16 protein-coding genes are annotated in these 23,411 nt (G+C 42.6%); 7 read left to right on the top strand and 9 right to left on the bottom strand.

The features are described 5' to 3' along the window. Positions 1–1,386 (top strand): tyrosine-type recombinase/integrase (locus VHA02S_RS21905; RefSeq protein WP_255211853.1); only part of this gene is annotated, 1,386 nt, incomplete at its 5' end. A 402-nt stretch (positions 1,387–1,788) separates the two neighbouring features. Here VHA02S_RS21905 and VHA02S_RS21910 read toward each other — a convergent pair. Beyond that, positions 1,789–3,573, bottom strand: a complete 1,785-nt coding sequence (locus tag VHA02S_RS21910; protein ID WP_038899537.1) for a DUF7380 domain-containing protein — start codon at positions 3,571–3,573, stop codon at positions 1,789–1,791. 429 nt (positions 3,574–4,002) lie between these two features. Here VHA02S_RS21910 and VHA02S_RS21915 point away from each other — a divergent pair, with 429 nt between their 5' ends. After that, on the top strand, positions 4,003–6,165 hold the full coding sequence (locus tag VHA02S_RS21915) for an AAA family ATPase (protein ID WP_038899538.1): 2,163 nt from the start codon (positions 4,003–4,005) through the stop codon (positions 6,163–6,165). An 804-nt stretch (positions 6,166–6,969) separates the two neighbouring features. On the opposite strand, the gene VHA02S_RS21925 is transcribed toward VHA02S_RS21915, so the two are convergent. Next, positions 6,970–7,881 carry a DMT family transporter gene (locus VHA02S_RS21925; RefSeq protein WP_038899540.1) on the bottom strand — a complete coding sequence of 304 codons (912 nt, stop codon included), beginning with the start codon at positions 7,879–7,881 and terminating at the stop codon, positions 6,970–6,972. Positions 7,882–8,247: 366 nt separating this feature from the next. On the opposite strand from VHA02S_RS21925, the gene modF reads away from it, so the two are divergent. Further along, positions 8,248–9,696 (top strand): molybdate ABC transporter ATP-binding protein ModF, encoded by a 1,449-nt coding sequence (modF, locus tag VHA02S_RS21930; protein WP_038899541.1) that lies wholly within the window; start codon positions 8,248–8,250, stop codon positions 9,694–9,696. A gap of 5 nt (positions 9,697–9,701) precedes the next feature. Here modF and VHA02S_RS21935 read toward each other — a convergent pair whose 3' ends face one another. Next, on the bottom strand, positions 9,702–11,171 hold the full coding sequence (locus tag VHA02S_RS21935) for an EAL domain-containing protein (RefSeq protein ID WP_038899542.1): 1,470 nt from the start codon (positions 11,169–11,171) through the stop codon (positions 9,702–9,704). A gap of 449 nt (positions 11,172–11,620) precedes the next feature. On the opposite strand from VHA02S_RS21935, the gene VHA02S_RS21940 reads away from it, so the two are divergent. The 3 genes from VHA02S_RS21940 (at position 11,621) to VHA02S_RS21950 (ending at position 16,642) form a co-directional block, all read left to right on the top strand. Continuing rightward, the gene (locus VHA02S_RS21940) at positions 11,621–12,355 is read left to right on the top strand and encodes an IclR family transcriptional regulator (RefSeq protein ID WP_005452217.1); all 735 of its coding nucleotides are present in this window, start codon (positions 11,621–11,623) and stop codon (positions 12,353–12,355) included. A 6-nt stretch (positions 12,356–12,361) separates the two neighbouring features. Next, the gene (locus VHA02S_RS21945) at positions 12,362–13,201 is read left to right on the top strand and encodes an arginase (protein ID WP_009696019.1); all 840 of its coding nucleotides are present in this window, start codon (positions 12,362–12,364) and stop codon (positions 13,199–13,201) included. A 324-nt stretch (positions 13,202–13,525) separates the two neighbouring features. Next, positions 13,526–16,642: a polymer-forming cytoskeletal protein gene (locus tag VHA02S_RS21950; RefSeq protein ID WP_038899543.1), complete on the top strand. Its 3,117-nt coding sequence runs from the start codon at positions 13,526–13,528 to the stop codon at positions 16,640–16,642. 105 nt (positions 16,643–16,747) lie between these two features. Here VHA02S_RS21950 and VHA02S_RS21955 read toward each other — a convergent pair whose 3' ends face one another. The 5 genes from VHA02S_RS21955 to pcp form a co-directional block, all read right to left on the bottom strand. Beyond that, complete coding sequence (locus VHA02S_RS21955) at positions 16,748–18,040, bottom strand: DEAD/DEAH box helicase (protein ID WP_009696017.1); 1,293 nt, start codon at positions 18,038–18,040, stop codon at positions 16,748–16,750. 165 nt (positions 18,041–18,205) lie between these two features. After that, entirely contained in the window at positions 18,206–19,825 is a 1,620-nt protein-coding gene (locus VHA02S_RS21960) for a sensor domain-containing diguanylate cyclase (RefSeq protein ID WP_009696016.1), read from the bottom strand. Positions 19,826–19,989: 164 nt separating this feature from the next. After that, on the bottom strand, positions 19,990–20,976 hold the full coding sequence (locus VHA02S_RS21965; protein ID WP_038899544.1) for a CobW family GTP-binding protein: 987 nt from the start codon (positions 20,974–20,976) through the stop codon (positions 19,990–19,992). Positions 20,977–21,039: 63 nt separating this feature from the next. Beyond that, positions 21,040–21,303: a hypothetical protein gene (locus VHA02S_RS21970; RefSeq protein ID WP_005452225.1), complete on the bottom strand. Its 264-nt coding sequence runs from the start codon at positions 21,301–21,303 to the stop codon at positions 21,040–21,042. A 166-nt stretch (positions 21,304–21,469) separates the two neighbouring features. Then, positions 21,470–22,108 carry a pyroglutamyl-peptidase I gene (pcp, locus tag VHA02S_RS21975; protein WP_038899545.1) on the bottom strand — a complete coding sequence of 213 codons (639 nt, stop codon included), beginning with the start codon at positions 22,106–22,108 and terminating at the stop codon, positions 21,470–21,472. A 307-nt stretch (positions 22,109–22,415) separates the two neighbouring features. On the opposite strand from pcp, the gene VHA02S_RS21980 reads away from it, so the two are divergent. Further along, positions 22,416–22,664 (top strand): hypothetical protein, encoded by a 249-nt coding sequence (locus VHA02S_RS21980; protein WP_005452227.1) that lies wholly within the window; start codon positions 22,416–22,418, stop codon positions 22,662–22,664. A gap of 360 nt (positions 22,665–23,024) precedes the next feature. Here the strand turns inward: VHA02S_RS21980 and VHA02S_RS21985 are convergent, their stop codons facing one another. Next, complete coding sequence (locus VHA02S_RS21985) at positions 23,025–23,306, bottom strand: DUF2218 domain-containing protein (RefSeq protein WP_017818692.1); 282 nt, start codon at positions 23,304–23,306, stop codon at positions 23,025–23,027. Positions 23,307–23,411 lie beyond the last annotated feature (105 nt).

Consider the following 23,411-nt stretch of genomic DNA (forward strand, 5'->3'; position numbering starts at 1 on the left):
ATTCAAGCCCCTGATTTATCAGGGGCTTTTTGCGTTTTCGGCACTGCATTAAGTCACCACTTAGGATTGACTGAGACAATGTACCTTTTTCGTGCCCCAAACTCGACCTACTACACTCGCATCTGTTTGCCTAAATCCTTAAGAGATAATGGCTTTCCTTTTGACCTGAAAATTTCTCTACTCACTAAGCGACGTGATGAAGCAGTAGAGCGCAATTTTATCCTTGTTCCCCCACTTAAAAAGCTCATAGACGAAGCTTTCCAGGAAGATGATGCTGCGTCTTTTCGAGTAAAGGTGGATGAACTCGTCAACAATGTGCGAGATGGATTCCCATTGCGTGACATGGTGCGCCTACCTATTCGACAAGTGCGAACTGCAAGTTCGCTTTCATCTCCTACGGCAGTGAACGCTGTTGAGCCATTAGCCATAAAACCCAAGATCATCACCCCTGAAAATGCGTTAGAAGAATTTATCGTTTCTAAGCAGCATGCCAAAGTACGCCCCCTTACCATCGAGCAACTAAATCAACGTACTGCTCATTTTCTGACTCCTTTGGTAATTGATTGTGTATCCAGAATAACAAGTGCTGATGCAGTACGCTTTCGTGACCGCTTGTACAAAGAAGGACGAAGCTACAAAACCAATAAAGATTATTTAGCTTCCTGCCGTCAGTTCTTCAAATGGTGTAAGCAAATGAATTACATATCGGAAAATCCATTTCAAGACATTACAGTTCAAGAGCAGATGAAGAAGAGAACTCAAGATGAAGAGCGTGAACGGTGGTCGATTAAGGACTTGATGAAACTCTTTAGCTCAGCAGCATATCAGACGAAACCTGACGAATTTAAATGGATTACGAAGATTATGCTTTACCATGGTCTACGACCTGCTGAAGCCTGCCAGCTGCGTGTAGCTGACATTCGCACTAAAGATAGCATTCAATGCTTTGTGGTGTCAGAAGATGGCGATAATCAGCGTGTGAAAACCACAAGCAGTATCCGTTATGTACCGATTCATAGCACTCTCATTAATCAAGGTTTTCTCGACTACGTAGCGAAACGTAAATCTGCGCGCTGTATTCAACTTTTTAGTTATAAGCCTGAAGGTAAATGGGAAGACTGGTCTAAGCGCTATTGTCAGCAGTTTGGGCGCTTACAAACAGAAATTGGCATGCCAGCAAAAGCTCGTCCTACCGCTTATGGATTTAGACATACATTCATTGATGAGTTGAAACAGAAAGGGATTGAAGAATCACTGGTAGCGCAAATTGTTGGTCATACACATCAAAGCATGACATTTGGTCGTTATGGTAAAAAGTATCCTCTCCAGAAGTTGGCATCGACAATTGAAAAGTTATCCTTTCCTAATTTAATTCACATCAATTAACAGTGATAAGGTGGATTCACTGTTAATTGAAGTAGAGAGAATTTGGTTAGCCCCCTTTGTTGCATCGAGCACCGTACAGTCAGCAGTTGGTATGTCATAACTCGGAAGTGCCCCTTTGCAACTTAGAGTAAAAGATCATTCTCATCTTGTTAATGCGAATTTCCCCTGCGAAAAGTTATCCGAATAGAGTATGGCTAGCGTAGCGAGAAATTACGCTTCGTTGAGCAATTTAACCCTTCAATCCATCTGGTACTGGCACGATCAACAAGATTTTGAGCTTCAACATTATTACCAACAAAGATGCAAGGCGGTTAGGGAATACTTATTAATGCAAGGTGATGTTGGAATAGTATCTCACCGCTTAGACTAAAAACGGGAGCCATTTAGCTCCCGCTGAATCGTTTATTCCTGCACTTCTTGCTTGTAGTGCTCTTTCCATTGTCTAGCATATGGAATCATCACTATGTGTAACACCAACCACCAGAGAAACTTAGGAGCTGTTCCCCAATAAGTTGATGCTGGTACATACCCGTGAGATAACTGATTTCTCAAGTCACCATAAACTTTATCCAGTAGGACTACCTGTAAGTTGGTGGTTAAATCAGACCCCAAAGTATCAATGATCGCTTGGTGCCCAAGCAGAGCTTTAATACCATTACGTTCTTGTGACCCGTCACCATGTAACGTAGAAGGCTCCTCTCCTTTCTGACGTGCAAGATAGCGTAGAGAGTTCTCAATTTGCGGCACTAGCAAATGACAAGCGGTCATGAAGTCTCGATTGAAACCCGCCAATAGACCTTTCACAAAATATTCTTCATGATCATCTGGAATGAATGGATGATTTGAACAGATTTGCTCAATTGCTTCCTCTGTAACAACGTATTTGGTAGTGACTTCATTCAGAGCTGGCATAATCTGGCCTTGTACACCTAACTGGTGCTCAATGCCAATGTTACGCATCATAATGCTCCAGCATCGTAGGCCATTCTCGTCATCTTCAATACCAAGACCAGCAGGAATTACAGCTGTTGTCATACCTTCATGATCTAGATGAGTCGTGCCGAACATCCATGAGATACTAGTTTGCATCTGCTCAACTGCATGCTCTCTTAACTGCTCTATGTTCGATGGTCTTGTGATAGTACCCAAGCGGAAAATAGCATCGAAGAAGTCAACACTCTGCACGTTGGCAATAGCAGTATTAACAAGCTGACTAATATCTTGTCCGTCAGTAACGATAAGACCAAGGTCGTGCAACGATTCAATTTGCTGCTCTCTCATTTCTTCATATAGAGCCAGCCTTTGTTCTTTAGTCCCAGGTACTTTAGCCAAAGCATCAATTGCTTTGAGCAAGCGTCCAGCGGCAATCATACCTTGCTGATAATGTTCAGCCGCTTTGACATGACATTCAGAAATAGACTGCCAAGTAGCAATCTGTTTCTCTCTGTCTCGCATAGACATTGCTGCATCTAAAGCTATTTCGTTTGCATTAATGGATGAGTCGTAATCGCCTCTTTCAAACTTCAATCTCGCTAGCTCTAGAGCTTGTTCGTAAATCCAATCAGTCTCTTTGATACCAAACTCAAGGCAAAGAGTTAACAAGCGTATTGCGAAAAAGCACTTCTCAGATTCTTTATGTATTTCGAATTGTTCAAGAAGGAACTGAGATACGTTTTCGAATAAATCAGGACGTTGATTATCCCGTCTGAACATGCAGCTCAGGCGTAGGGCACGCTCAATTCGTTCACATGGCATAACCCACGAATCAGATTCATCAGCAAGTTGCTTAGCTGACTCTAAATACGCTTCTATCGCCATATAAGCATGCTCGATAGTCCCAGACTTCGTAATCCATGCAATATCGGCTAATCGTGCTCGTAGTTCATGGTTTTCAACTTCTGGGCAGAAGTCTCTCAGTGCCATAAGTGACTCTTCGCTGAAGTCACTAGCTATCAAGCCTCTACGATCTTCAAAGACAAATTTGGGCTTGAAAGGAGCCTTAGGGTCTCGTGGAGTAAAGTGCATTGAACATGCAGCGGCTAACAAACGGGCTGGGACACTTTCTTGTTGCGCTGCGAAAGCAGATTCGATGTAGTGGTATGAGTGTTCTTCTACTTCAGACAAGATATCTGCTAGATCTAGTCCCTGTAACTCCTCTAGAGTTACAACTGTTTCATGTAATGACATAGGCTCCTCGATAATCGCCACCACGAAGCTTCATGTCCTACAAATCTAGATGTGCTCTTGGTTGCATTAAAATCATAACCCTACAACTTACACCTATTCCTAACAACTTCTTTTTCTCATACCTGAGTTAATTTAAGGGTTGCTAATATTCAATTTTATATAACACGTTATTGCCCCATTGTTGGGTAGACCTTTTACTCATTCATATCCTATTCATGGGGTTTTGCCCTACTAGGAGTTACCCATTCTTCTAATACTGTTCGCAGTGAATTCCCGTGTTGTATTACGGGGGTAAATTCCACCTTACTATCAGGTCTACTTATCAAAATCGTCAAGTCAGCTTTCACTTTTCTTATGGAATAACATACCATCTATTCTATTCTATTGATTTATAAAACTATTGACGCTTTTGTTACTAGAGGAAGTTGGATGACTATATTAAATGTGCAATTGAAGAACTGCTACGGAATTTCAGAATTAAAGTATGACTTCGATTTTTCTGGTCGTGGAAATCGAGCTTTTGCTATCTACGCTCCAAATGGATTAATGAAAACCTCGTTTACGAGAACATTTGATGCTTTACGACAAGAGAAACAACCTCAGGAAGAGAGGTTTCAACGCCCTTCCACTGCGAATGTCAATTTCAAGGGGGATCAGATAGACCCGAATTCTATCTACATCCTCAATTCAAACATAGATCTCACCACTGATGACGAATCCGTCACTAACCTTTTGATCAACAGAGAAAGTAAAGAGAAATATGATTCATTAGTTAAAGATATTGAAAGTGCTAAATCTAAAATGCTTTCGAAACTTCAAAAACTTTCAAAGGTTAAAAAAGCTGACGTAGAAGAAACAATTCGTAAAGATTTCCCTGCCCAGTCACTTATTGAATCTCTGCAAAAAGCAAAAACTATTTCACCTACATTCTCATCAGATAAAGTTTTTTATGCTGATGTTTTTCATCAAAAGGCAGTAGAAGTACTAGACAGTCCTGAGTTTGTATTAAAAGCACGAGAGTTTCTTGAACGCTATGACGATGTTTTTAAATCAAGTGGAGGACTATATCTAAAAGGAGTTTTTAATCCTAACCAAGCTGACGCCAGTCGTGATGCCCTAGAAAAAAACGCTTTTTTTGACGCTGGTCATACCATAAAAATACAAGGTGACACTGGAGACATTGGGCTAGAAGAATTTAAAGAAAAAATTAAAGAAGTAAACAAAGAGATAGATACCGACACAAAGCTCAAAACTCTCAAAACTAAATTGGCAAAAAATGCTCAATCTATGGCAATCCAAACTCTCTTAGAGTCGAGTAGTCCAACTGAAGCTGAATCCTTAATTGTTAATTTGAATCCTGGTAAACGCGAATGGTTCAAACAAGAACTATGGCGAATGTATATTGAGAACTGTCCTGAAGTAGATCTTTTTTTGTCAGCATGGGAATCGAATAAAGAACAGATCCAAAAACTTGAGGAGCAAGCTGCTCAAGAAGCCCCTCAATGGCTGGATGCAATAGAACTTTTTAACTCTCGTTTTGTCGATATGCCATTCAAGTTAGGTTTGTTTAATCAATCTGACGCAATTCTAGGAAAATCAAAAGCTGTATTGAAGTTCATATTTACAGATAAAGAAGACACCCTAGAATGCGAACGCCATGAAATATCCTCCCTCAGCCAAGGAGAACGCCGAGCTTTGTACTTGCTTAGCTTTATTTTTGACGTTGAGTATAGAAAAAGGGAGTCTCTAGAAACAATCTTCATAATTGACGATGTAGCTGATTCTTTCGACTATAAAAACAAGCATGCAATTTTGCAGTATCTAGATGACTTGAATAAAACAGAGTTCTTTTATCAAGTAATCCTAACTCATAACTTCGATTTCTACCGTTCTCTATTGCTGTCATTTATCCCTGATAAACGATGTTTAATGGTGAATAAATCAGAGACAGAGTTGCAACTTGTTCAATCAGAGGGAGTACGAAACATCTTTGTTGGGCTTTGGAAGAAACACGTAACAACTTCTAATTCAATTCTATATTCATGCGTACCATTCACTAGAAACCTAATTGAGTTTACTACTGGCACGGACGATGAAGGCTATCTACTTCTGACAAAGTTACTACATTGGAAACAAGGCTCTAGTGACATAACCGTTGGTCAATATTTCGAGGTATATAATCAGGTATTTTCTACTGAACATAATCCTGAGAATCAGGATTCCTATATGATTGATTTACTTTTTGATACCGCAGACTCAATCGTCAGCCAAGCTGATCATGAAGGTGTTAACTTACAAGATAAGGTTCTTTTATCCATAGCAATTCGAGTAAAAGCAGAAAAGTTTATAACTGAGGAATTGAGAACAGTTAAGGGAGCCGATTATTGGAGTACTCAGTTTTCCTATGGCAGGCTCTTAGGTAAGGAATTCGAAATTCAATTCCCAGATTCACAACATTTACCTACACTTAAAAAAGTTAGTGTCACCGTATGTTCAAACATTCACTTAAACTCATTTATGTATGAGCCAATTTTAGATTTATCGATTACTCACTTGATTGACTTATACAATGAGATAAGTGGTCTTACATAATTTAAGAGGGCTAATGCCCTCTTTTTTACTTTAGTGATGCTAGTACCCTAGCGCAACTTAACAGCTTTCGTGAAGTTTTAATTTCTAATTCTGATTGTATTTCTAGCAGCGCAATACCCGTCAGTACCTGTTGAGGTGATACCAGTTGGTCAGTTGGAAGCTCCAACTTGTTTGCCACTACCTTAAACCCTTTCCATTCTTCGTAATGACTTAGAGCCATTCTTTTGTGTATTTTCATTAGTGTTCTGCATTCATTCGGAATAGGATTACCTTTATCCCATCCTTGAACTGTCCCTATGCTTTTACAGCATATCTGCGCTACGTCTCCTATAGATAAACCACAGTTAAACTCACGGAAAATTTGATTCGTAGTCATTTCAAACGTGAAACTAGTTCCATTTAACTTAAGGTCACAAAGTGCGCACTGTACGAAGGCGCACTAATTGGCAAGTTTGCCTTATAAAAAGTTATTCATGAATTGCTAATGTTAGATTTTCCGAAAATGATAATTGTCCAAAAATAAGTTTAATCAGTCCTGGGTTGTCTAGGAACTAGCTAATGGCACTCCATAATTTTTTAAGTTCACCGTAAGTGCAGTTGAGTAGCAAGTGTGATCAAGATTCCAAAACGTAAAACTTTCAAAAATTCTTTTTTCCGTTCCGATGACTCACCAATGAGCCAAAAACTCTAAAATGAACTCGGTTGATAAATTAGGGGAAATTTCATTTATTTTTTGTTCTGTTATCGCGGAGAAATAATACTCTCGTTCAAAACAAATCAAACTAAGCAAATGTAAGTGATAGACTAACTATTAGATTGAATCTGTGCGTTTAGGGCACGCCCCTTTAATTCCAACTTGGTTAATAGAACACCAATGAGCAATGGAATTAACATGAATAAAGAATGGTCCGATATTACTTTACCGGTCATATGAGCGTTGATAGAAAGGGCTACTAAAGGAAATATTAGAAAACACAGTGAAGCGACGAAAGGAGAAGATACTTTACCTAGTTTAAAGTAAGCCACAATACCACCGACACTTGCAAACACGCCAAGGTAGCCAACAGCCAACATAGATTGGGTAGAAAACACCAAGGTATTTGGCTTTTCAAACAGGAATGAGCTGATTAAAAGCAGCAGCGCAGCAATAAAACTTGGTGTGGCGTTGTAGGTAATGACTTGGATATCAGCACAATACTTTTGCACCACCACATACATCACTGCATGAATCAGTACCGCAATGATCAGCGCAACGGAACCAAGAATGATTGTCTCTCCTCCGATAGCAAGTTCATTCGACAAAATCACGCACAAACTCACAACTGCTGCAAATACACCAAATATCTGATGCGCTGCTAAGCGAAGCCCAAGAAATATCATTGATGTCATCATGACCGCAATAGGCATGTTGGCAAAGATAATAGAAGCTAATCCAGAGGAGATAAACATCTCGCCCGCAATCATTAAGGTAAATGGGATAGCAAAATAAAAAACAGAGACCACAATAACCCAGTGTTCTTTACCTCTTGGAAATAACAATGGTTGGTTTAATAGCCTAGCCAAGAAAATTAGAATGGGGCAAGCAATAAGAAAGCGCATTCCCGTCGCAAATAAAGGAGGAATCGTCGATACGGCTACTTCCATAGCAAACCAGGTCGTACCCCAAATTATGCAAACCGAAAAAAACAATAATATTGTTAATTTGTTTTTGAACATCTTGAAACTCGTTATATAAACTTGAAAAGAAATTTTCGTCACTAAATATCGCCGCCTATCTAGGAGAACTTAGGTAACGTTTATCAGAACTGTCAGGTTTGAGGAGCACATTAGCGTCCACGTTGGCTCCCAAGTTCCGAATGAGGGTCACCATAGTGATAACATTTTTAACATTCAATCCGGGGTGTGTAAGTGCGGGTAAGGAATTGTCAGCCTCAATACTCAACAAGACTAATAATACGCATCTACTTTTGAGGTCACATTTCCCCCAATAAACGGGCTTTTCTCGTAGCAAAACATTGGCATTAGAAAGAGTAAGCTTGGTATAACAAACAAAACGACAATAAATCATGGAAGAAAGACACAATGCCGATTCAATTTCATCAGCTTACTGCAAAGGAAAACACTTCTACTCTCTCTATCGACGATTGGCAGATTGACGCCGGACAATCTTGGGGAATTTTTAGCTCTGAAGGCGATATTGGCTCAATGCTTGGCGACCTACTGTGCGGAGAAATCAAGCCAGAAACTGGCGAATTGAAGCTCGAAGGTTACCATATCGCACAGGTATCTCTTTCTGAACAGCAAAGGTTGTTGGAGTTAGAGATCGAAAAAGACGATACAGACTTTCTTGATCGTATTGACCAAGGTAGTTCAGTTTATCGATTGATTTTTGAGATCAGCCAAGATGACAACTTAACTCGAGCACTCATTGAAGACCTCGACCTATCTCATTTAACCGAAAGCGGATTTCGAGTGCTTTCAACGGGTGAAACACGACGCGTAATGCTTGCTAGAGCGCTTGCAGCAAAGCCTGACTTGGTGTTGTTAGATAACCCATTCACTGGTTTAGACATCGCGCACCGTGCTTCACTAGCGGCTTATCTTCAAACATTGTCTCAATCAGTACAAATGCTGATGACCTTCTCCCGTGAATCTGACATGCCTGACTGGATAGAACGCATTGCGCTGTTCAGCGGTGGCAAACTTGACAGCACCATGGACAAACAAAGTTGGGATCAGCACCCTATCATCGCGCAAATAAAATCCCAGTCCGAGAAGCAAAGCGAAGAGATGATGACGTTGATTCGCCAACACCAGCATTCAACGCACTTCGATAACCCAATCTTCGAGCTAAAAAACGGTAAGGTGGAATACACCGAAAAGACCATTTTTACTGATTTAAACTGGCGTATAGATAAAGGTCAGCATTGGCAAGTAAAGGGACCAAATGGCTGCGGTAAAAGCACGTTGTTAGGGCTGATATTTGGCGACCATCCGCAATGCTATAGCAACGATATCCATATCTTTGGTAAGAAACGTGGCACCGGAGAAACTATTTGGGAAATCAAACAACACATTGGCATGGTTTCTTCGGCGTTACATCTTCAGTACCGAGTCAACTGCAGTGCCTTGGAGGTGATTCTGTCCGGCTTCTATGACTCAATAGGTCTTTATTCACAACCAAGTAAAAAAGAAATCAGCATAGCCAAAGAATGGCTAACGATTCTCCACATGACGCAGTATGAGAAAACGTCGTTTAAACAATTGGAATACGGACAACAACGCTTACTTTTGATTGCTAGGGCGATTGTAAAACAGCCTACCCTGCTGATTTTGGACGAACCCTACCAAGGTCTGGACTACTTAGGACGAGTGCTAGTAAAGAACACCTTAGAGCTGATCGCCAAAGAGCACCTAAGCCAGCTTCTCTACGTTTCCCATTATCAAGAAGATGGCTTAGACAGCATTCAGAATTATCTCGAGTTTAAGTTTGATCAAAGGGCTCAATGTTACAAAGGGCACATCGAATAAGACGCCTACTTCGCATTGCCGACCACTTCTGCGTAAGGGAGTGGTTTGGCATACAAGTACCCTTGATGAAGGGTTACGCCTAGCGATCTTAAGTGGGCAGCTTGTTCCTCTGTTTCTACCCCTTCAGCAATAAGCTCTACGTTCAGATCACCCGCAAGCCTTACGATAGCGTTGAGCACTGTCGAGTTCACGCTCTCGATGCCAATAGTATCAATAAAACACTTATCTATTTTTAGATAGTCTACCTTCATATGCTGAAGGACTGCTAAAGCTGTCTGACCAGTACCAAAATCATCTATCAGGACTGGTATACCATGCACTCGCAGCGCAGCAATGTGTTTTCTCGCACTGTCATCAATCAACTGCCTTTCAGTGATTTCTATACTCAATTCGACATTGTTTGTTTTGAGCTTGCGATGAATATTCTCGATCTTTCTTATTACCTGAGAACCAACGAGGTATCCAGGAGGCACATTCACTCCCAAATGAATTGGCGTTTCAAACTTAACTTTAGAGAAATCGTTCGACACTTTTTCGAGAACGTAATCGGTCAGCGATTCGACTAACCCATTGCTTTCTGCCGCAGGAATGAACTCATCGGGTGATATAAAGCCTCTTAATTTGTGAGGCCAACGAATCAACGCTTCATAACCAAATGCATGCCCTGTTGTCGCGTCATATTGTGGTTGGTAATAAAGCAAAAGATCTTGGCGTTTTAATGCCTTTCTTAGTTCGGAAACCAGACTACGTTGTGGGTCAACAAAACGATGAATAACGACAATGAGTAAGTAGAACACCAACAAAATAGGTACCGCAGAGATTGCGTAGGAAAGCAGTTTTTGATCGACATAGATATCACTCGCCTCTATCAGTGCGTCGTAATTAAACTCGTTTGAATGGGCTAATGACACCGCATTCTGTCCGTGCTTTGAAGCGTTTTTAGGTGCCGACGCTCCGCCAACAAACATCGCAGACCGTTTCAGACGTACATCGTTGCGATAACCAACAGTGACGCCAAAATAATCGCGATCAACGACAGTAATCGCTTTATATTCCGGACGCTTTTCACTTTTGGTGATCAGAAAAAGAACCTGTTCTTCGTAACCTTTAAGATGACCGAAAGACAATTGCCCGTTGCTATAAATATGCGTGTAATCGGTCAAAGGTCGAGACATCGCGCCTTGTTTTGACGAGCACACTATTTGATCCCCCTTCACAATGAGCATTTCATCAATGTCACGTTCGAACATCAGGTTCTGTTGCAGGGCTTCACAACGCTCAGGGTTAATCAGTGCCGTCCTATTTTCGGTCTTGATCTGAGAGAGGATCTCGTCCGCCACTTGGACATTTTTATCCAATATATGATCGAGGTTTCTCTGAATGCTTTGGTTTGCTAAATAAAACACCTCCGCAACAATCAATGGCAGCGGGAGCATGTAGATAACGGCTTTTTTCAAAAGCTCTTTATTTATCATCAAAAAGATGCCTTTTTTCAATCAGAATTAGTAATATCAAACGATTACTCTTCATTTATCAGCAAGTTAGAAACAACGTTTCATTCACCCCACTGAAAGCACTTCCACTGATTGAGTATGGTTAACAAGACTCAAAGTGGCAAATATAACAATAACTTATTGATATGTGGCTCATTTGCGAGACAGAGGTTATCAGGTTTCTTTACTCAGGTACGATGCGTGAAGAGGAATTCACATAAAATTTGCGTTTGGTTGGTCACTCAAAATCTGGTTGGCTTTCACTATCTCTAAAGAACAGTAACCATCAAACGAGGGCTGCCAATTTACCTCTAAAATATTAATATGCCATTTTCTCACTGTATGAGAATATCCACTTCTAATTATTTTCCTTTTCTCAGCAACTAAGAATTATAGTTGTTGCATACTCATTATCACGTTACAACACACTCATGACGACAAACAAAGCCAACGCTAACCAAGTCAACGAAAAGGCGCTGCAATTGCTAATGCAAGTCGCAGTTAGTCCATTCCCAGTCTCTGCGAAAACACTCAGTGAACAACTGAATGTGCCTTTAAGCAGTCTTTATAGACACTTAAAGCTCCTCAAAGAGTGGAACTTGATAGAGGAAAGCGTGCACGACAAAACATTTGTGGTTGGTCCTGCCGCCTTACTGTTAATGCACAGCTATGAGACCGCTCAACACGGTTTGGACATGGTAGAAACCATCCTTGCTCGTTTGGTTCAGCAAACCGGCGAAATGGCAGCTTATATGGTGCCATCTGGTTATCGTGCGCTTTGTGTCAGACAAAAAGAGAGTATGCAGGCGCTTCGATGCAGCTACGTCCAGGGTCAAAGTCAACCATTGCTTCGTGGCGCCTCATCTAAGGTGATGCTGGCTTTCATGCCTCAAAGTCGTTGTGAAAAGATCTTACGCCACTTTGGTCAAGATCATCGTCTCAACGAGTGGGAACAGGAACTCAGCACCATTCGTAAGAACGGATACGCTGTCAGTACATCAGAAATCGATCCTGGTGTATCTGGCATCAGTGCACCAGTCATGAAAGGAAGTAAATTGATTGGCGCCGTCTCGGTCATGGCTCCGGCTCACCGAGTCGAAAAGGATAAGCAGCGTATCATTTTGCATGTGTTGCAGGCAGCGAGGGCGTTGCCGCCAGAAAGGTAATTCATCATGTTGAGCTTTTTCAAACGTTACAAATTTCATCGAGCTGACAAGCCAATTCATCACTACCCTTTTTCATTTATGACGGTATGTGAACATTTAGCCCCGATGAGCCGCGGAACGTTTGAATTAGCTGATCAAAGCTTAGAAAATGCCAGCGATTGGCTATATCAGCAACATGATCAAGGCTCAGCAGCCAACCTTGGGCACTTTTCCCATCATCAAATCGAGACTGGTGATTTTCAAGAAGCACTGAGCTTATCTCTTTCTCGTCATTCCGTTCCCGTTGTGTTGTCCAATTGCACAGAAGCAGTGCTATCTATGCTGCCCGTTGTCGTTTGTGATGATGACGAAGTGGGCATTATTCACATTGGTCATAAAATGAATTTAAACCCAACACTTGAGCCTCGTGTTGGGTCTGCGTTCCATTTTGCGTTATCCCGTTACCAAAACGTGCGATTGTTCTTTGCAGGCTCTAGTGAGCAAGATACCAAACAAGAAGTATGGGAATACGCAGAAGACCAAGGCTGTGACTGGGTAACCGACCGAGAGTTCTGCTTTCGTCACCGCAACCATCTAAAACAACAAATGGGTAACTACTTAGATCACTGCAATCAAGTGATTGTCTCGATTGATTTGGCATCACTACTGACCAAAAACAGCCTTGATGGAACACCAGCTCTCGATATTCAAATGGTGTTACGCACCATTCGTTTGTGCTTGGTATCTGGCAAAGTAAAAGCCATTCAGTTAGTCGGCGATCGAGATAGACTTGTATACTCAAAACAAACCAAAGCGATCCTTGAAGAGCTGTACCAAATGGCACCTTTAATTGATCACGCAGCCTAATATCTTTGCCTACTGAAACTGAGAGCCAATGACCATTCGTTGGCTCTGCTGCACTTCGTACAAAAATCACCCTTTCTTATTATTTTTTAACAATTTATTACGTCAAAAGTGCGACACAGTTCAGCTCCACATCTTGAACTAAGATCACATTCAAGTTTTAATACTCATCATATGAACTTGGAACAACATACGAAATAAAAAATAACCACAGTTCAATAAGTAAGCGTTAAATAAAAAATAGTACAAGTCGTTGAATCATTCTCTGTGAGTCCATTGCTCACTCTCGCTTGGTGCCATTAAGTTCCACTAAATTTAGGACACTTGATGATGCGCTTTATTAGCATTTTAAGTACAGCATTACTCTTACCCGCGATGGCTGAGGCAAAAGTTTATGATCTTGCCGATATTCCAACGTTGAACGAAATTTGTGCGGGTAATGGATTCACAGTGCAAGGAAACCTCTACACCTGCTCTAGTTCCATTAGCATCCCTGAAGGTGCTCACATCACCAACTCAAATCCTCCCCCTCAAACTGCAACGATCGTTGCTTACGGCAATGTTGAGCTCAAAGGGAAAAACAATATTGGCTCTGAAGCAACGCCCATTAATATCAAGACCGAAGGTGGGGACTTTGAGATCATCGTCGAAAATACTGGAGAACCAAGCAAGATAGTCGGTAATTTAACCTCGCATGGTCTGCTTTCTATCAAAGACACGATTGTTTTTGGTCATGTCAAAAGTGCAGGTGGCAGTATTTTAATCAAAGGACGATCCAACTTTGTGTTTGGCGACATTCATGCTCTTCGAAAAGTAGAACTTGAACAAACTCAGGTAGATGGTGACGTCTATGCCGGTTCTTCGAGCTCGAACATGTTAGACACATCTCTATTGGCGAAAGACAGCGTGGTCAATGGCAACCTGAAGAGCGCCGGCAATATCAAGCTAGTTCAAGCAAAAGTCTGCGGAGATTTAAACTCAGAAGGTCAACACATCTTTTCAGAAGGCGGTCGGAGCCAAATTGTTGGCAATACGAGTGCATTTGCAACAGTCGACTTTAAGAATATCGATATCTTTGGTACCAACAACCTAACCAATAGCGTTAAAGGTAACAAAGTCACCATCGATGCCATAAGTAACGTTTACGCACCTAAATTAGCAATAAACTCATTTCAAAAAGCCACGCTGCAAGATACCTCAATATGTGGCTTTGTTTACTCTGCAGTTGCGATTGATACGGTTCCTGCAAACTACTGCGGCTTTGACGATGCAGATTGTACATACAGCAACCAAGTATCAAAGTTGTGTCCGATACCAGAAGAGATACCAATCTGCGATATTACACCACCAACTGATGACGATTATGACCTTATCGTCTCACCGACAGATGATATGGCATTAATGTGCGGTGACGATTTACCGGTTTTTACCGTAAAAACAACAAACAAAGGGGAAGCTGCGAGTGCAAAAGTTGTCGCTGCGTTATCTGTTCCAAAATTGTTTTCGCTGCAAATGGTCGAAGGCAAAACCGAAGTTGACGAAAACACCTTTATTTCAAACGATGAAGGAACACTGATCATTAAGGTCATCCCGAAAGACATAGACTCAATCGCACTGGATGCAAGCTATAGCCTAACCTTCTCTCTGCTCGACGACACTAACAAAACTCAAGACGTAAAGTTCATGTTTACGCCTTTCATGTTTGAAGCTTACTCGGTCATGTCTGGGGAGTCTCTGGATGATATCAAAGTCATTGCGGGTAAGGAGAAAGATGTACACATGAGATTGCTCGCGTGTACCTCTGGAGATCAACCCGTTATCGCTTCCAATTACAATGGGTCACCCACAGTTAATCCAACAATTACACAACCTAAAAGTGGCAAGTTCGGTGATTTTAAGCTTTTAAACGACTTTAAGAATGGTGAATCAGAAGAGTCGAAGTTGAAAACCTATGAATCAGGGCAATTTAGAGTCGAATTATCGGATAGTTTTCAATGCGCTGATTATAAAGACTGTCCAAGTAGTGGCTCAGTCCCAGTCACAGGGCATTTCAACGTTAGTTCTCGTCCTTGGACTTTGGCTATCTGTGACGGCTCTACCCCACTTGCCTCAGGCACATCAGAAAGTGGAGAGGGTTTCATCGCGGCGGGAGACTACTTTTCTCTTTCAGTAAAACCCATCGTTTGGCAAAACAAGGCGCTGCATACGGATGAAGTAAATACCTCGAATTACTGTAACGCCAGAGTAACGAGTAACTTTATGATGGAGGATGCTCCTGCGGCCAGCATCGTCCTTACCAGTTCACAGCAAACACCAAAGGCAACTGCCGAGCAGACTCATACCTTACTGCGCAGTTCAAATACCCTAAAACTGAGCCATACCGAGAATGAAAACTCACGCTATTACTTCTCTCAGCTAGTTTGGGACGAAGTCGGCAGCTTAAAAATTAAAGCGCAGCTCGATACTACCTATCTGGGAATGACGGTCAACACAGGCTACCGAAATATCGGTCGCTTCTATGCCAAATACTTCGAGGCAAAAGATGCCGAATGGCAATACCCTGAGAAGCAAGACTTCATCTATATGAACCAACCATTTGAGCAAGTTACCTATGATGTTGTGGCCCTTAACGCCAAGGAGAAAAACATCGAAAACTACGTGCATTTTAATCCCGCTTTGCGCGAGAGTTTTTACCTTGGGGAACTCAGTGACTATACGAACCGATTTATTCCACCAGCAGCAAACAGCGCAGTATGGAACCTAGAGGCAGGAGCAAGCGTTGGAACTTTCACTATTGTTAAACCAGCGAACCATGCGACTTGCGAGAACAGTCCTTGCTGGAAGAAAGATGAAATCGATGGACGCTATCCAGACGGACCATTCAACAAAGTAAAAGACAATACAACAACCAAGACAAAAATAGGTTTGGCTTTCATCAAGCCAGTCGACGAAATTCACTTCATTGACGACACTCATATTCTGAAAGAGCAGCCAGATATTCGCTTTGGTAGACTCAACTTTAAAGATGTCGGGGGCAACCAAGGCATGACCATAAAAGTCCCACTGGATGTCGAAGTTTGGCACAACGGACGCTTTGTTACCCACTTTGACGACAGCGCGACCACGGCAAATGGACAGCATCATTCACGCACGCCAATTTGGTCCAACTCTGCTCCTGACAACACTAAGTTATCTGGTGAAGGCACCATGCTGGCTGGCAGAACCTACGATATCGTAGCCAGCCAAGTCGATTCCGCGCGAGAGCAAGTTCGATTCCACTTAGACTTAAGCGACAAGGGAAACAACTTACCTTGGCTTAAATACAATTGGGATAAGAAGAGCAAAGCCGAAGACAACCCACCCACTGTGGTCACCTTCGGGATTCATAGAGGGAATGACCGCATTATCTACCGCGGAGAACCGAACTTCATTGGTATGAATTAAACCGTTTGTATTTCCCCAAATCACCGAGGTGATGGTTAGGTATCGTGAATATAAACACAAACAAAAACGCCCCTCGTCATGAGGGGCGTTTTTTATATTCTGAAGTTAGTTCGAAGAGCGACGTGCTTTCAAACGTTTTACCATTGCTAGGCGACGTTCAGCTGAACCTTGGTCTGTTGCCGATTGGTTCGGGTTGTTACGACGACCTTGGCGGTTCTTGAAAGCTGGTTTTGAGTTTAGCTTCTCAATGTACGTTTCACGTTGTTTTGGTTCGTAACCTGCAAGTTCGATACGGCGAATACGCTGTTGAATAAGGTTTTCAACCTGTACTACCGTTAGCTCTTCTTCGCGGTTAACAAACGAAACGGCGTGACCTTGCTTACCAGCACGACCTGTACGACCGATGCGATGAACGTAATCTTCCGCTAGGAATGGCATATCGTAGTTCACAACGTGTGGTAGATCTTCAATATCCAAACCACGTGCTGCAACATCCGTTGCGACCATTACACGAGCTTTGCCCGTTTTGAACTCTTCTAGCGCACGACGACGAGCACTTTGCGCACGGTCACCATGACAAACAACCGCTTTAATGCCATCAAGCTTAAGCTCTTTTACTACATCGTTCGCTGTTTCTTTGTAGTTCACGAACACCAATACTTGCTTCCAGTTTTTACGACCAATTAACTCAGAAAGCAGTTCTGTTTTACGTTCTTGATCCACTGGGTAAAGGACGTGCGCAACCGTCTGTGCAGTCGTGTTCGCACGCTCTACTTCGATACGTTTTGGCTTGCGCAGAATGTCTCTCGCCAATAGGTTTAGCTGACTAGACGTCGTTGCTGAGAACATCATGATTTGTGGGTCAGTATCCACATCCAGCATGATCTTACGTACCGCATGGATGAAGCCCATGTCCAAGATACGGTCTGCTTCATCAAACACAAGAAACTCGATGTTCGCCACTGACACATTACCTTGTTCAATGTGCTCTTCAAGACGACCTGGCGTCGCCACCAAAATGTCGACACCGCGCTCTAATGCAGAAATTTGAGAAGACATCTTGCGACCACCAAAGATCGCAGCAACCGATAGCTCAGTATACTTAGTGTACGCTTTGATGTTATCTGCGATTTGCTCTGCTAGCTCGCGAGTTGGAGCCATGATAAGCGCACGTGCCGTTTTACGAGATGCACTACGACCAGATTCCAACAACTGTTGAATCATAGGTAGCGAAAACGCGGCCGTTTTGCCCGTACCCGTCTGTGCAGTGGCAAAAATATCATGACCTTTACGAGCCATTGGAATCGCCTTCTGTTGAATTGGCGTTAACTTCTCATAACCGCATTCTGCCAGTGCTTTTACCACTTCTGGCGCAAAACCTTGAGATGAAAATGACATTGAGCGTATTCCTTAAACAAATCACTAAATAGCTTTAAAAATTTTAGCGGTGCACTATACCCGAATTCGAGTGATTTATCTCACTTTTCTCATGCGTTCACGTAAAAACTCATGGAATCACGCGAGTTTCGATTCGGTACTCTTTATTTTATGCCCAACTTTCGTTTACTGAATGAAGAAATAACGATTTTTCCCCGATTTCTTCGCTTCGTACATCGCCATATCGGCTTGGTGCATGAGGTCATCAAACGTGCATTCCGGCTCGCAGGAATAGCAGCCACCTATTGAACTGGTCACTTGATGAAACTTGCCCTCTACCACTTCGATTGGGTCTTGAATTAAATGAATAAGAGACGCCGCGTAATGCTCAGGGTTTTCCATATGTTCGGTATTGCTCAAAAGGATGGCGAACTCGTCGCCACCTAAGCGAGCGAGCAACGCTCTAGAACCGAATACGCGACGCATTACCGATGCAATGTGAACCAGTGTTTTGTCCCCTGCAGCATGCCCATATTCATCATTAATGAACTTAAAGCCATCCAAATCGAGATAGATCAAACACGCCTTTTTGCCCTCTTTAAAACAACGCGCTAAGGTTAGCGTCGCTTGTTCTTGAAACGCAGCGCGGTTCACTAATCCTGTTAAGCTATCGTGGTGTGCAAGGTAATGAATGCGTTGATTATCGGAGAAAGCACGTAGCTGGAATCGAGCGATAAAATACGCCAGAGCGACAGCCAAAACCATACCCACTTGCATTAACCATTGACGTTCGTAAATGCCACTACTGATCTCTTTGCGTTTCGCAAAATCAACATAAGACACCAACTTCCATGCTGTTGAGCTGTTTTCGCTCACATGGTAATTCTGGAAACAATAGGGGTTAATTCTGTCCACAGCGCCAACAGACTCTATGGTCATGATGCCATGTTCAGTCTCAATCTGACCGGATTGCGTTTGCTTGATTTGAGCAGCTAATTCAGGGTAAGCATTGTAGACGGTCTCTTGTTGCCTATCGGAATACATAAACGCAAATTCTGCGTCTCGGTTTTGCTTGTTAAAAAGGAAATAGCCGTCTTTATTCAAAAGCATGTAGTTAGTACCCATGTCGAGATTGAACAACGCCATACCTTCCATCAAGTACTTGGCTAAGTAGTTAACCACCACGATCCCTCGCTTGTTTCCCTGCTTATCAAATACTGGCGTCGCCAAGCGGATCATTGGTTTGAGAGGAACTTCGATCTGTCCGTGTTCTATATTTAGGTCCAGAGGAGATACATAGATTTTACGGCATCCAAGTTTAAGGGCTTTTGAAAAATAGTAGCGTTTCGCTTTATTCTGTAATTCTTTCTTAGGTACGACTTCAGAATGACCACCATTAAAGTTGATTCGGATAACTTCATTACCCTGCATATCAAGATAGCGGAGCTGGTCATACACTTCTTTACGTTGACTCACAGCCTCTAGAATCGAATTCAAGCGAGACAATTCAGCACGTTGCGCTTGTTCAGAAGGAAGCTCAAGGGTTTCATAAACTCGTCTCGCTGCCATGATATCCGCCAACAGAGCCGTCTCTCTCACTACAGACCCCATCACCCACTCAATGTACTGTTTCTTGCCTTTTAATAGCGCTTGTTGCTGCACACGAATATTGCTTTTAGCCGCTTCTTCCGATGCTGATTTGTCGTAATGAATGATGGCGCCAAATACGGCAACTAACAAAAAGAAAATCGCGACAAAGCGTAAACAAAAGAACTTTAGTTCCGAGAGGGTAAAGGTAGGATTCAAGAGATCTCCGGTTTCTTATAGCGCGAGAAAACCGGCGATTATAGTGATACGCGTCGCATATATATAGAGCAACGGCGATAATAAATTTCTATCGTCTCAATAACAAGATTCTATCGAAAAAGACCCAAGTCGATACTCAGGTCTTAATTTTGAGCACTTAACGCTCAGTTATCGATGCCACAAAGCTTAAGTAGAATCGCTTCGAGCTGGTCCCATGACATTAGTTGTGAGTCGATCACCTCAAGACGAGATTCGAAACCTTCTAGGCTCATTTGGTTTACCGACACCACGCCATTTGCCACGTTAAACGCGAAACAACCTTGGTCTGTGTTAACAACCGCTTTAACACGTTCTGCTGTCAGATCCGATAACATGGAGAACAGTTGATCAAAATTAAAGTGGTATTCGGCACCAAACAACCAGCCACAGCTGTAATAGCCCTGTCCTTTGTTTTCTTTACGGATGAACGCTTCGCCAGGAGGCAACTGAAATTGTGGCTCTTGATGCGCGTGATCATGATGATGAGCTTCGATATGAGAAGAAGCACTACCGTGCACGCGTTCAATATCCAACACTTCAATAGGAAGATCACCATCATGAATCAGTTTGCTGAACACTTTTGAAGGCGATTGGTCCGTTACCCAATCGTTGAAAACATCAATGTCATGGCTGGTACACAGATCAACTTTGCTGCCAATAACCACATCCGCGCTATCTAGCTGATCGACGAAGTTCTTATTTGATAGGTACTTCTCAACGCTGAGGTTACGAGGGTCCACCAGCGCGATGGTTGCTTTTAAATCAACATACGGCAGGTACTGATCAGAAGTCAGCGTTGCAATGACTTGTTTTGGATGCCCCAAGCCCGTTGGTTCAATAAGAAGACGATCAGGTTTTTGGCGTAACAATGCCGTAATACCAACAGACATCGGCACACCAGCCGTACAACACATACAGCCACCAGGAACTTCTTTGATCATTGCACCCTGGTCAGTCATCATCGCGCCATCGATACCAATCTCGCCGAACTCATTCACTAACACTGCCCAGTTTTCATTTTCTGGTTTGTTTTTCAATAAGTTCAGAATAGTCGTGGTTTTACCGACGCCAAGAAATCCCGTCAGTATGTTGGTAGGTACTCGATTTGACATGCTTTTCTCCGACAAGCTTGTGCTTTAATGCTTAGCCAAAGTATACGGAGAATGTGACATGCTTCAACGCTTTTTATCTCGGGAGTTTAACCCCTGATGAAGCGCTTTTGCTTTAGTTTGCTGTGATCGTTCGTAATAACCAAACGCATCTGCATTGCCTACGCCAGATAGATGCATGCTGGTATGAATGACACAAGTAAAGAACGCCACAATGGCAACGAGTATAGGAAGCAGTCCGAGGGTGTTTTCGAATTTTAGGGCCGCAATAGCCAAAGCGAAAACAACCGCAGAGGAAAGCGCAATGATCTTACTTCTATTGCTTTTCATGATAGTTCGCCTTTTTTATTGAAACGAGAGAGCGAAATGAATGAGTTGAACTCTTTCATCTGTCACTTCAATGCTACTCCTTTCATAGTCCACAAAATTTGAGCAACTTAACAGATACAAGAACACCGAGCGATGTGCCTAATGGCAGAGGCTCGGTGATATCTCATCAGCAAATCTGCCCTGCGGTCACGGCGATATCTGATTCATTATCTATGGCTACCTGAGCCAATCGCGCCAACCCTTCAACAATGACGTCCAGTGACATCGTAGGCTGGTTGCCCGAGCTATCTTGTTCTGGCAAAAGTGGGATATGCACAAAACCATGACGTACCGATTTATCGCGTAAATAATGTTGAACACCATAAAAGAGATGATTACATACGAAGGTCCCTGCCGTGTTTGAGACTTGGCATGGAATGTTTTCTTGTTGCAGTGCTCTTGTTATCGCCTTAATCGGTAACGTCGTAAAATAAGCATCCGGACCATCAGGGATCACTGGTTCATCTATCGGTTGATGACCACCATTATCCGGAATACGAAAGTCATCCACATTAATTGCAACGCGCTCAGGAGTAATCGCAGTACGTCCTGCCGCTTGACCAACTGTGATAACAATATCGGGCTGATGCAGTTCTATTGATTCAATCACTGCTTCAATGGATTCATATCGAGTAACAGGCACTTGGCACATTACCACTTCACCCCCATCGAGTTTTCTACCGTTTAAGCGCTTTACGGCCTCTAAGGCAGGGTTGATAGATTCCCCACCAAAGGGTTCAAAACCAGTAATCAAAACTTTCTTCATAGTGGCGGGTCTCATAGTAGTGGTCTTAACGAATTGTTGATGATGAATTTACAACAGCTTAGCTTTAGAACGTGAAGCATTATTACATCGCTTTTCCCACCCACCAAAGATTACGCTGCGCTTCGGATTGAAAATCTGAGATCCACCCTGATTTCACCATTGCTTGCTTGAATTCAAACCACTCGCATGTCCCTACTCCTCGTCCCTTGAGCCATTTGGTTCGTACAAATCCTTTCTTGGTTTCTGTCCGTAACTTAGGTAGAGTACGCGACCATTGAGTATCTACAATTCGAAGAGATTGAATACGATGAACATTGATAATCAAGTTATCGAAACACTAGAAGAGCTTGAAGCCTTCTTACACCTTATTGAAAGTGGCGCACTGGGTCTTGAGGGCGTAACCGGTGTGGCACTTGCGACAACGAACACAGATGGTCGTCCATTTGTGGCAGTATTGGGTGACAAACACCAATTGATCCTTGGTCGTTGGGTTTCTCAGCACGTTTACGATAACGGTAAAGACATCGTTCGTAACGGTCCACAGCGCAAACACTAATCGAATGTTTTTACCTCTAATCTTAGAGGGTTCTAAAACAGTAAAGCTCGCTTAAACAGCGAGCTTTTTTATGTCTACTGTCAGAGGTTTAAGGTAATTCCTACAAGCCCTGTTTGGTTTCTAAGCTATTGTTCAAAAATAAAAAATAAGCTTGCCACCAACGACTTAACTCGTGACATTTCGCTGACAAAACTGCGAAAGAAACTCCTAGAATTTATCTCGGAAGCGATTCTAATGTTCGTTTCCGGACACCATCGCAGAGCAGTGTTCCTAGTTGCTCTGTTTGCCTCGTTTAGTCCGCTTGACAGCCTTGGACTAAGCGGGGCTTTTTTCTGGCATCAACGAAAAGATAACGGCTAATTAGCGAACCCAAGTGAGCTCGATTGTTTCTCTTCGTGAGAACATCTCGATATGAGAAGCCACAACAGCCTTCACTTTTACCAACAATTCTTCAGATTCCGCTTCACAGATAACCAAGAGGCACTCCCCTTCCAACCTAAATTCCGTGCTTCCGACAGGAAACGTCACTAAGCCCTTTTCGTCATTCCAAGTCGCAGGTACCTTGCGAGCAAAATGGCGGCATAAGGTGACGAGGTATTTACTCGCATGCTCGCTTTCGATTTTCGTCGTTTCTTTGATCATTGGTTTACACTTCCCTTCATAAACAAATCTCTCTCGCTAGGCTGTACCTTTCGAGCTCTCCAGAATAAAAAATGGCTCTCTGATGAGAGCCAAATAGCTAAGGTT

Source organism: Vibrio harveyi NBRC 15634 = ATCC 14126 = KCTC 12724 (genome assembly GCF_001591145.1).
GTDB classification, from domain to species: Bacteria; Pseudomonadota; Gammaproteobacteria; order Enterobacterales; family Vibrionaceae; genus Vibrio; species Vibrio harveyi.

Bases quoted from the DNA above. Each gene is read 5' to 3' on its own strand.
- VHA02S_RS21910 (WP_038899537.1), bottom strand. From the start codon at position 3,573: ATGTCATTACATGAAACAGTTGTAACTCTAGAGGAGTTACAGGGACTA.
- VHA02S_RS21915 (WP_038899538.1), top strand. From the start codon at position 4,003: ATGACTATATTAAATGTGCAATTGAAGAACTGCTACGGAATTTCAGAA.
- VHA02S_RS21925 (WP_038899540.1), bottom strand. From the start codon at position 7,881: ATGTTCAAAAACAAATTAACAATATTATTGTTTTTTTCGGTTTGCATA.
- modF (WP_038899541.1), top strand. From the start codon at position 8,248: ATGCCGATTCAATTTCATCAGCTTACTGCAAAGGAAAACACTTCTACT.
- VHA02S_RS21935 (WP_038899542.1), bottom strand. From the start codon at position 11,171: ATGATAAATAAAGAGCTTTTGAAAAAAGCCGTTATCTACATGCTCCCG.
- VHA02S_RS21940 (WP_005452217.1), top strand. From the start codon at position 11,621: ATGACGACAAACAAAGCCAACGCTAACCAAGTCAACGAAAAGGCGCTG.
- VHA02S_RS21945 (WP_009696019.1), top strand. From the start codon at position 12,362: ATGTTGAGCTTTTTCAAACGTTACAAATTTCATCGAGCTGACAAGCCA.
- VHA02S_RS21950 (WP_038899543.1), top strand. From the start codon at position 13,526: ATGATGCGCTTTATTAGCATTTTAAGTACAGCATTACTCTTACCCGCG.
- VHA02S_RS21955 (WP_009696017.1), bottom strand. From the start codon at position 18,040: ATGTCATTTTCATCTCAAGGTTTTGCGCCAGAAGTGGTAAAAGCACTG.
- VHA02S_RS21965 (WP_038899544.1), bottom strand. From the start codon at position 20,976: ATGTCAAATCGAGTACCTACCAACATACTGACGGGATTTCTTGGCGTC.
- VHA02S_RS21970 (WP_005452225.1), bottom strand. From the start codon at position 21,303: ATGAAAAGCAATAGAAGTAAGATCATTGCGCTTTCCTCTGCGGTTGTT.
- pcp (WP_038899545.1), bottom strand. From the start codon at position 22,108: ATGAAGAAAGTTTTGATTACTGGTTTTGAACCCTTTGGTGGGGAATCT.
- VHA02S_RS21980 (WP_005452227.1), top strand. From the start codon at position 22,416: ATGAACATTGATAATCAAGTTATCGAAACACTAGAAGAGCTTGAAGCC.
- VHA02S_RS21985 (WP_017818692.1), bottom strand. From the start codon at position 23,306: ATGATCAAAGAAACGACGAAAATCGAAAGCGAGCATGCGAGTAAATAC.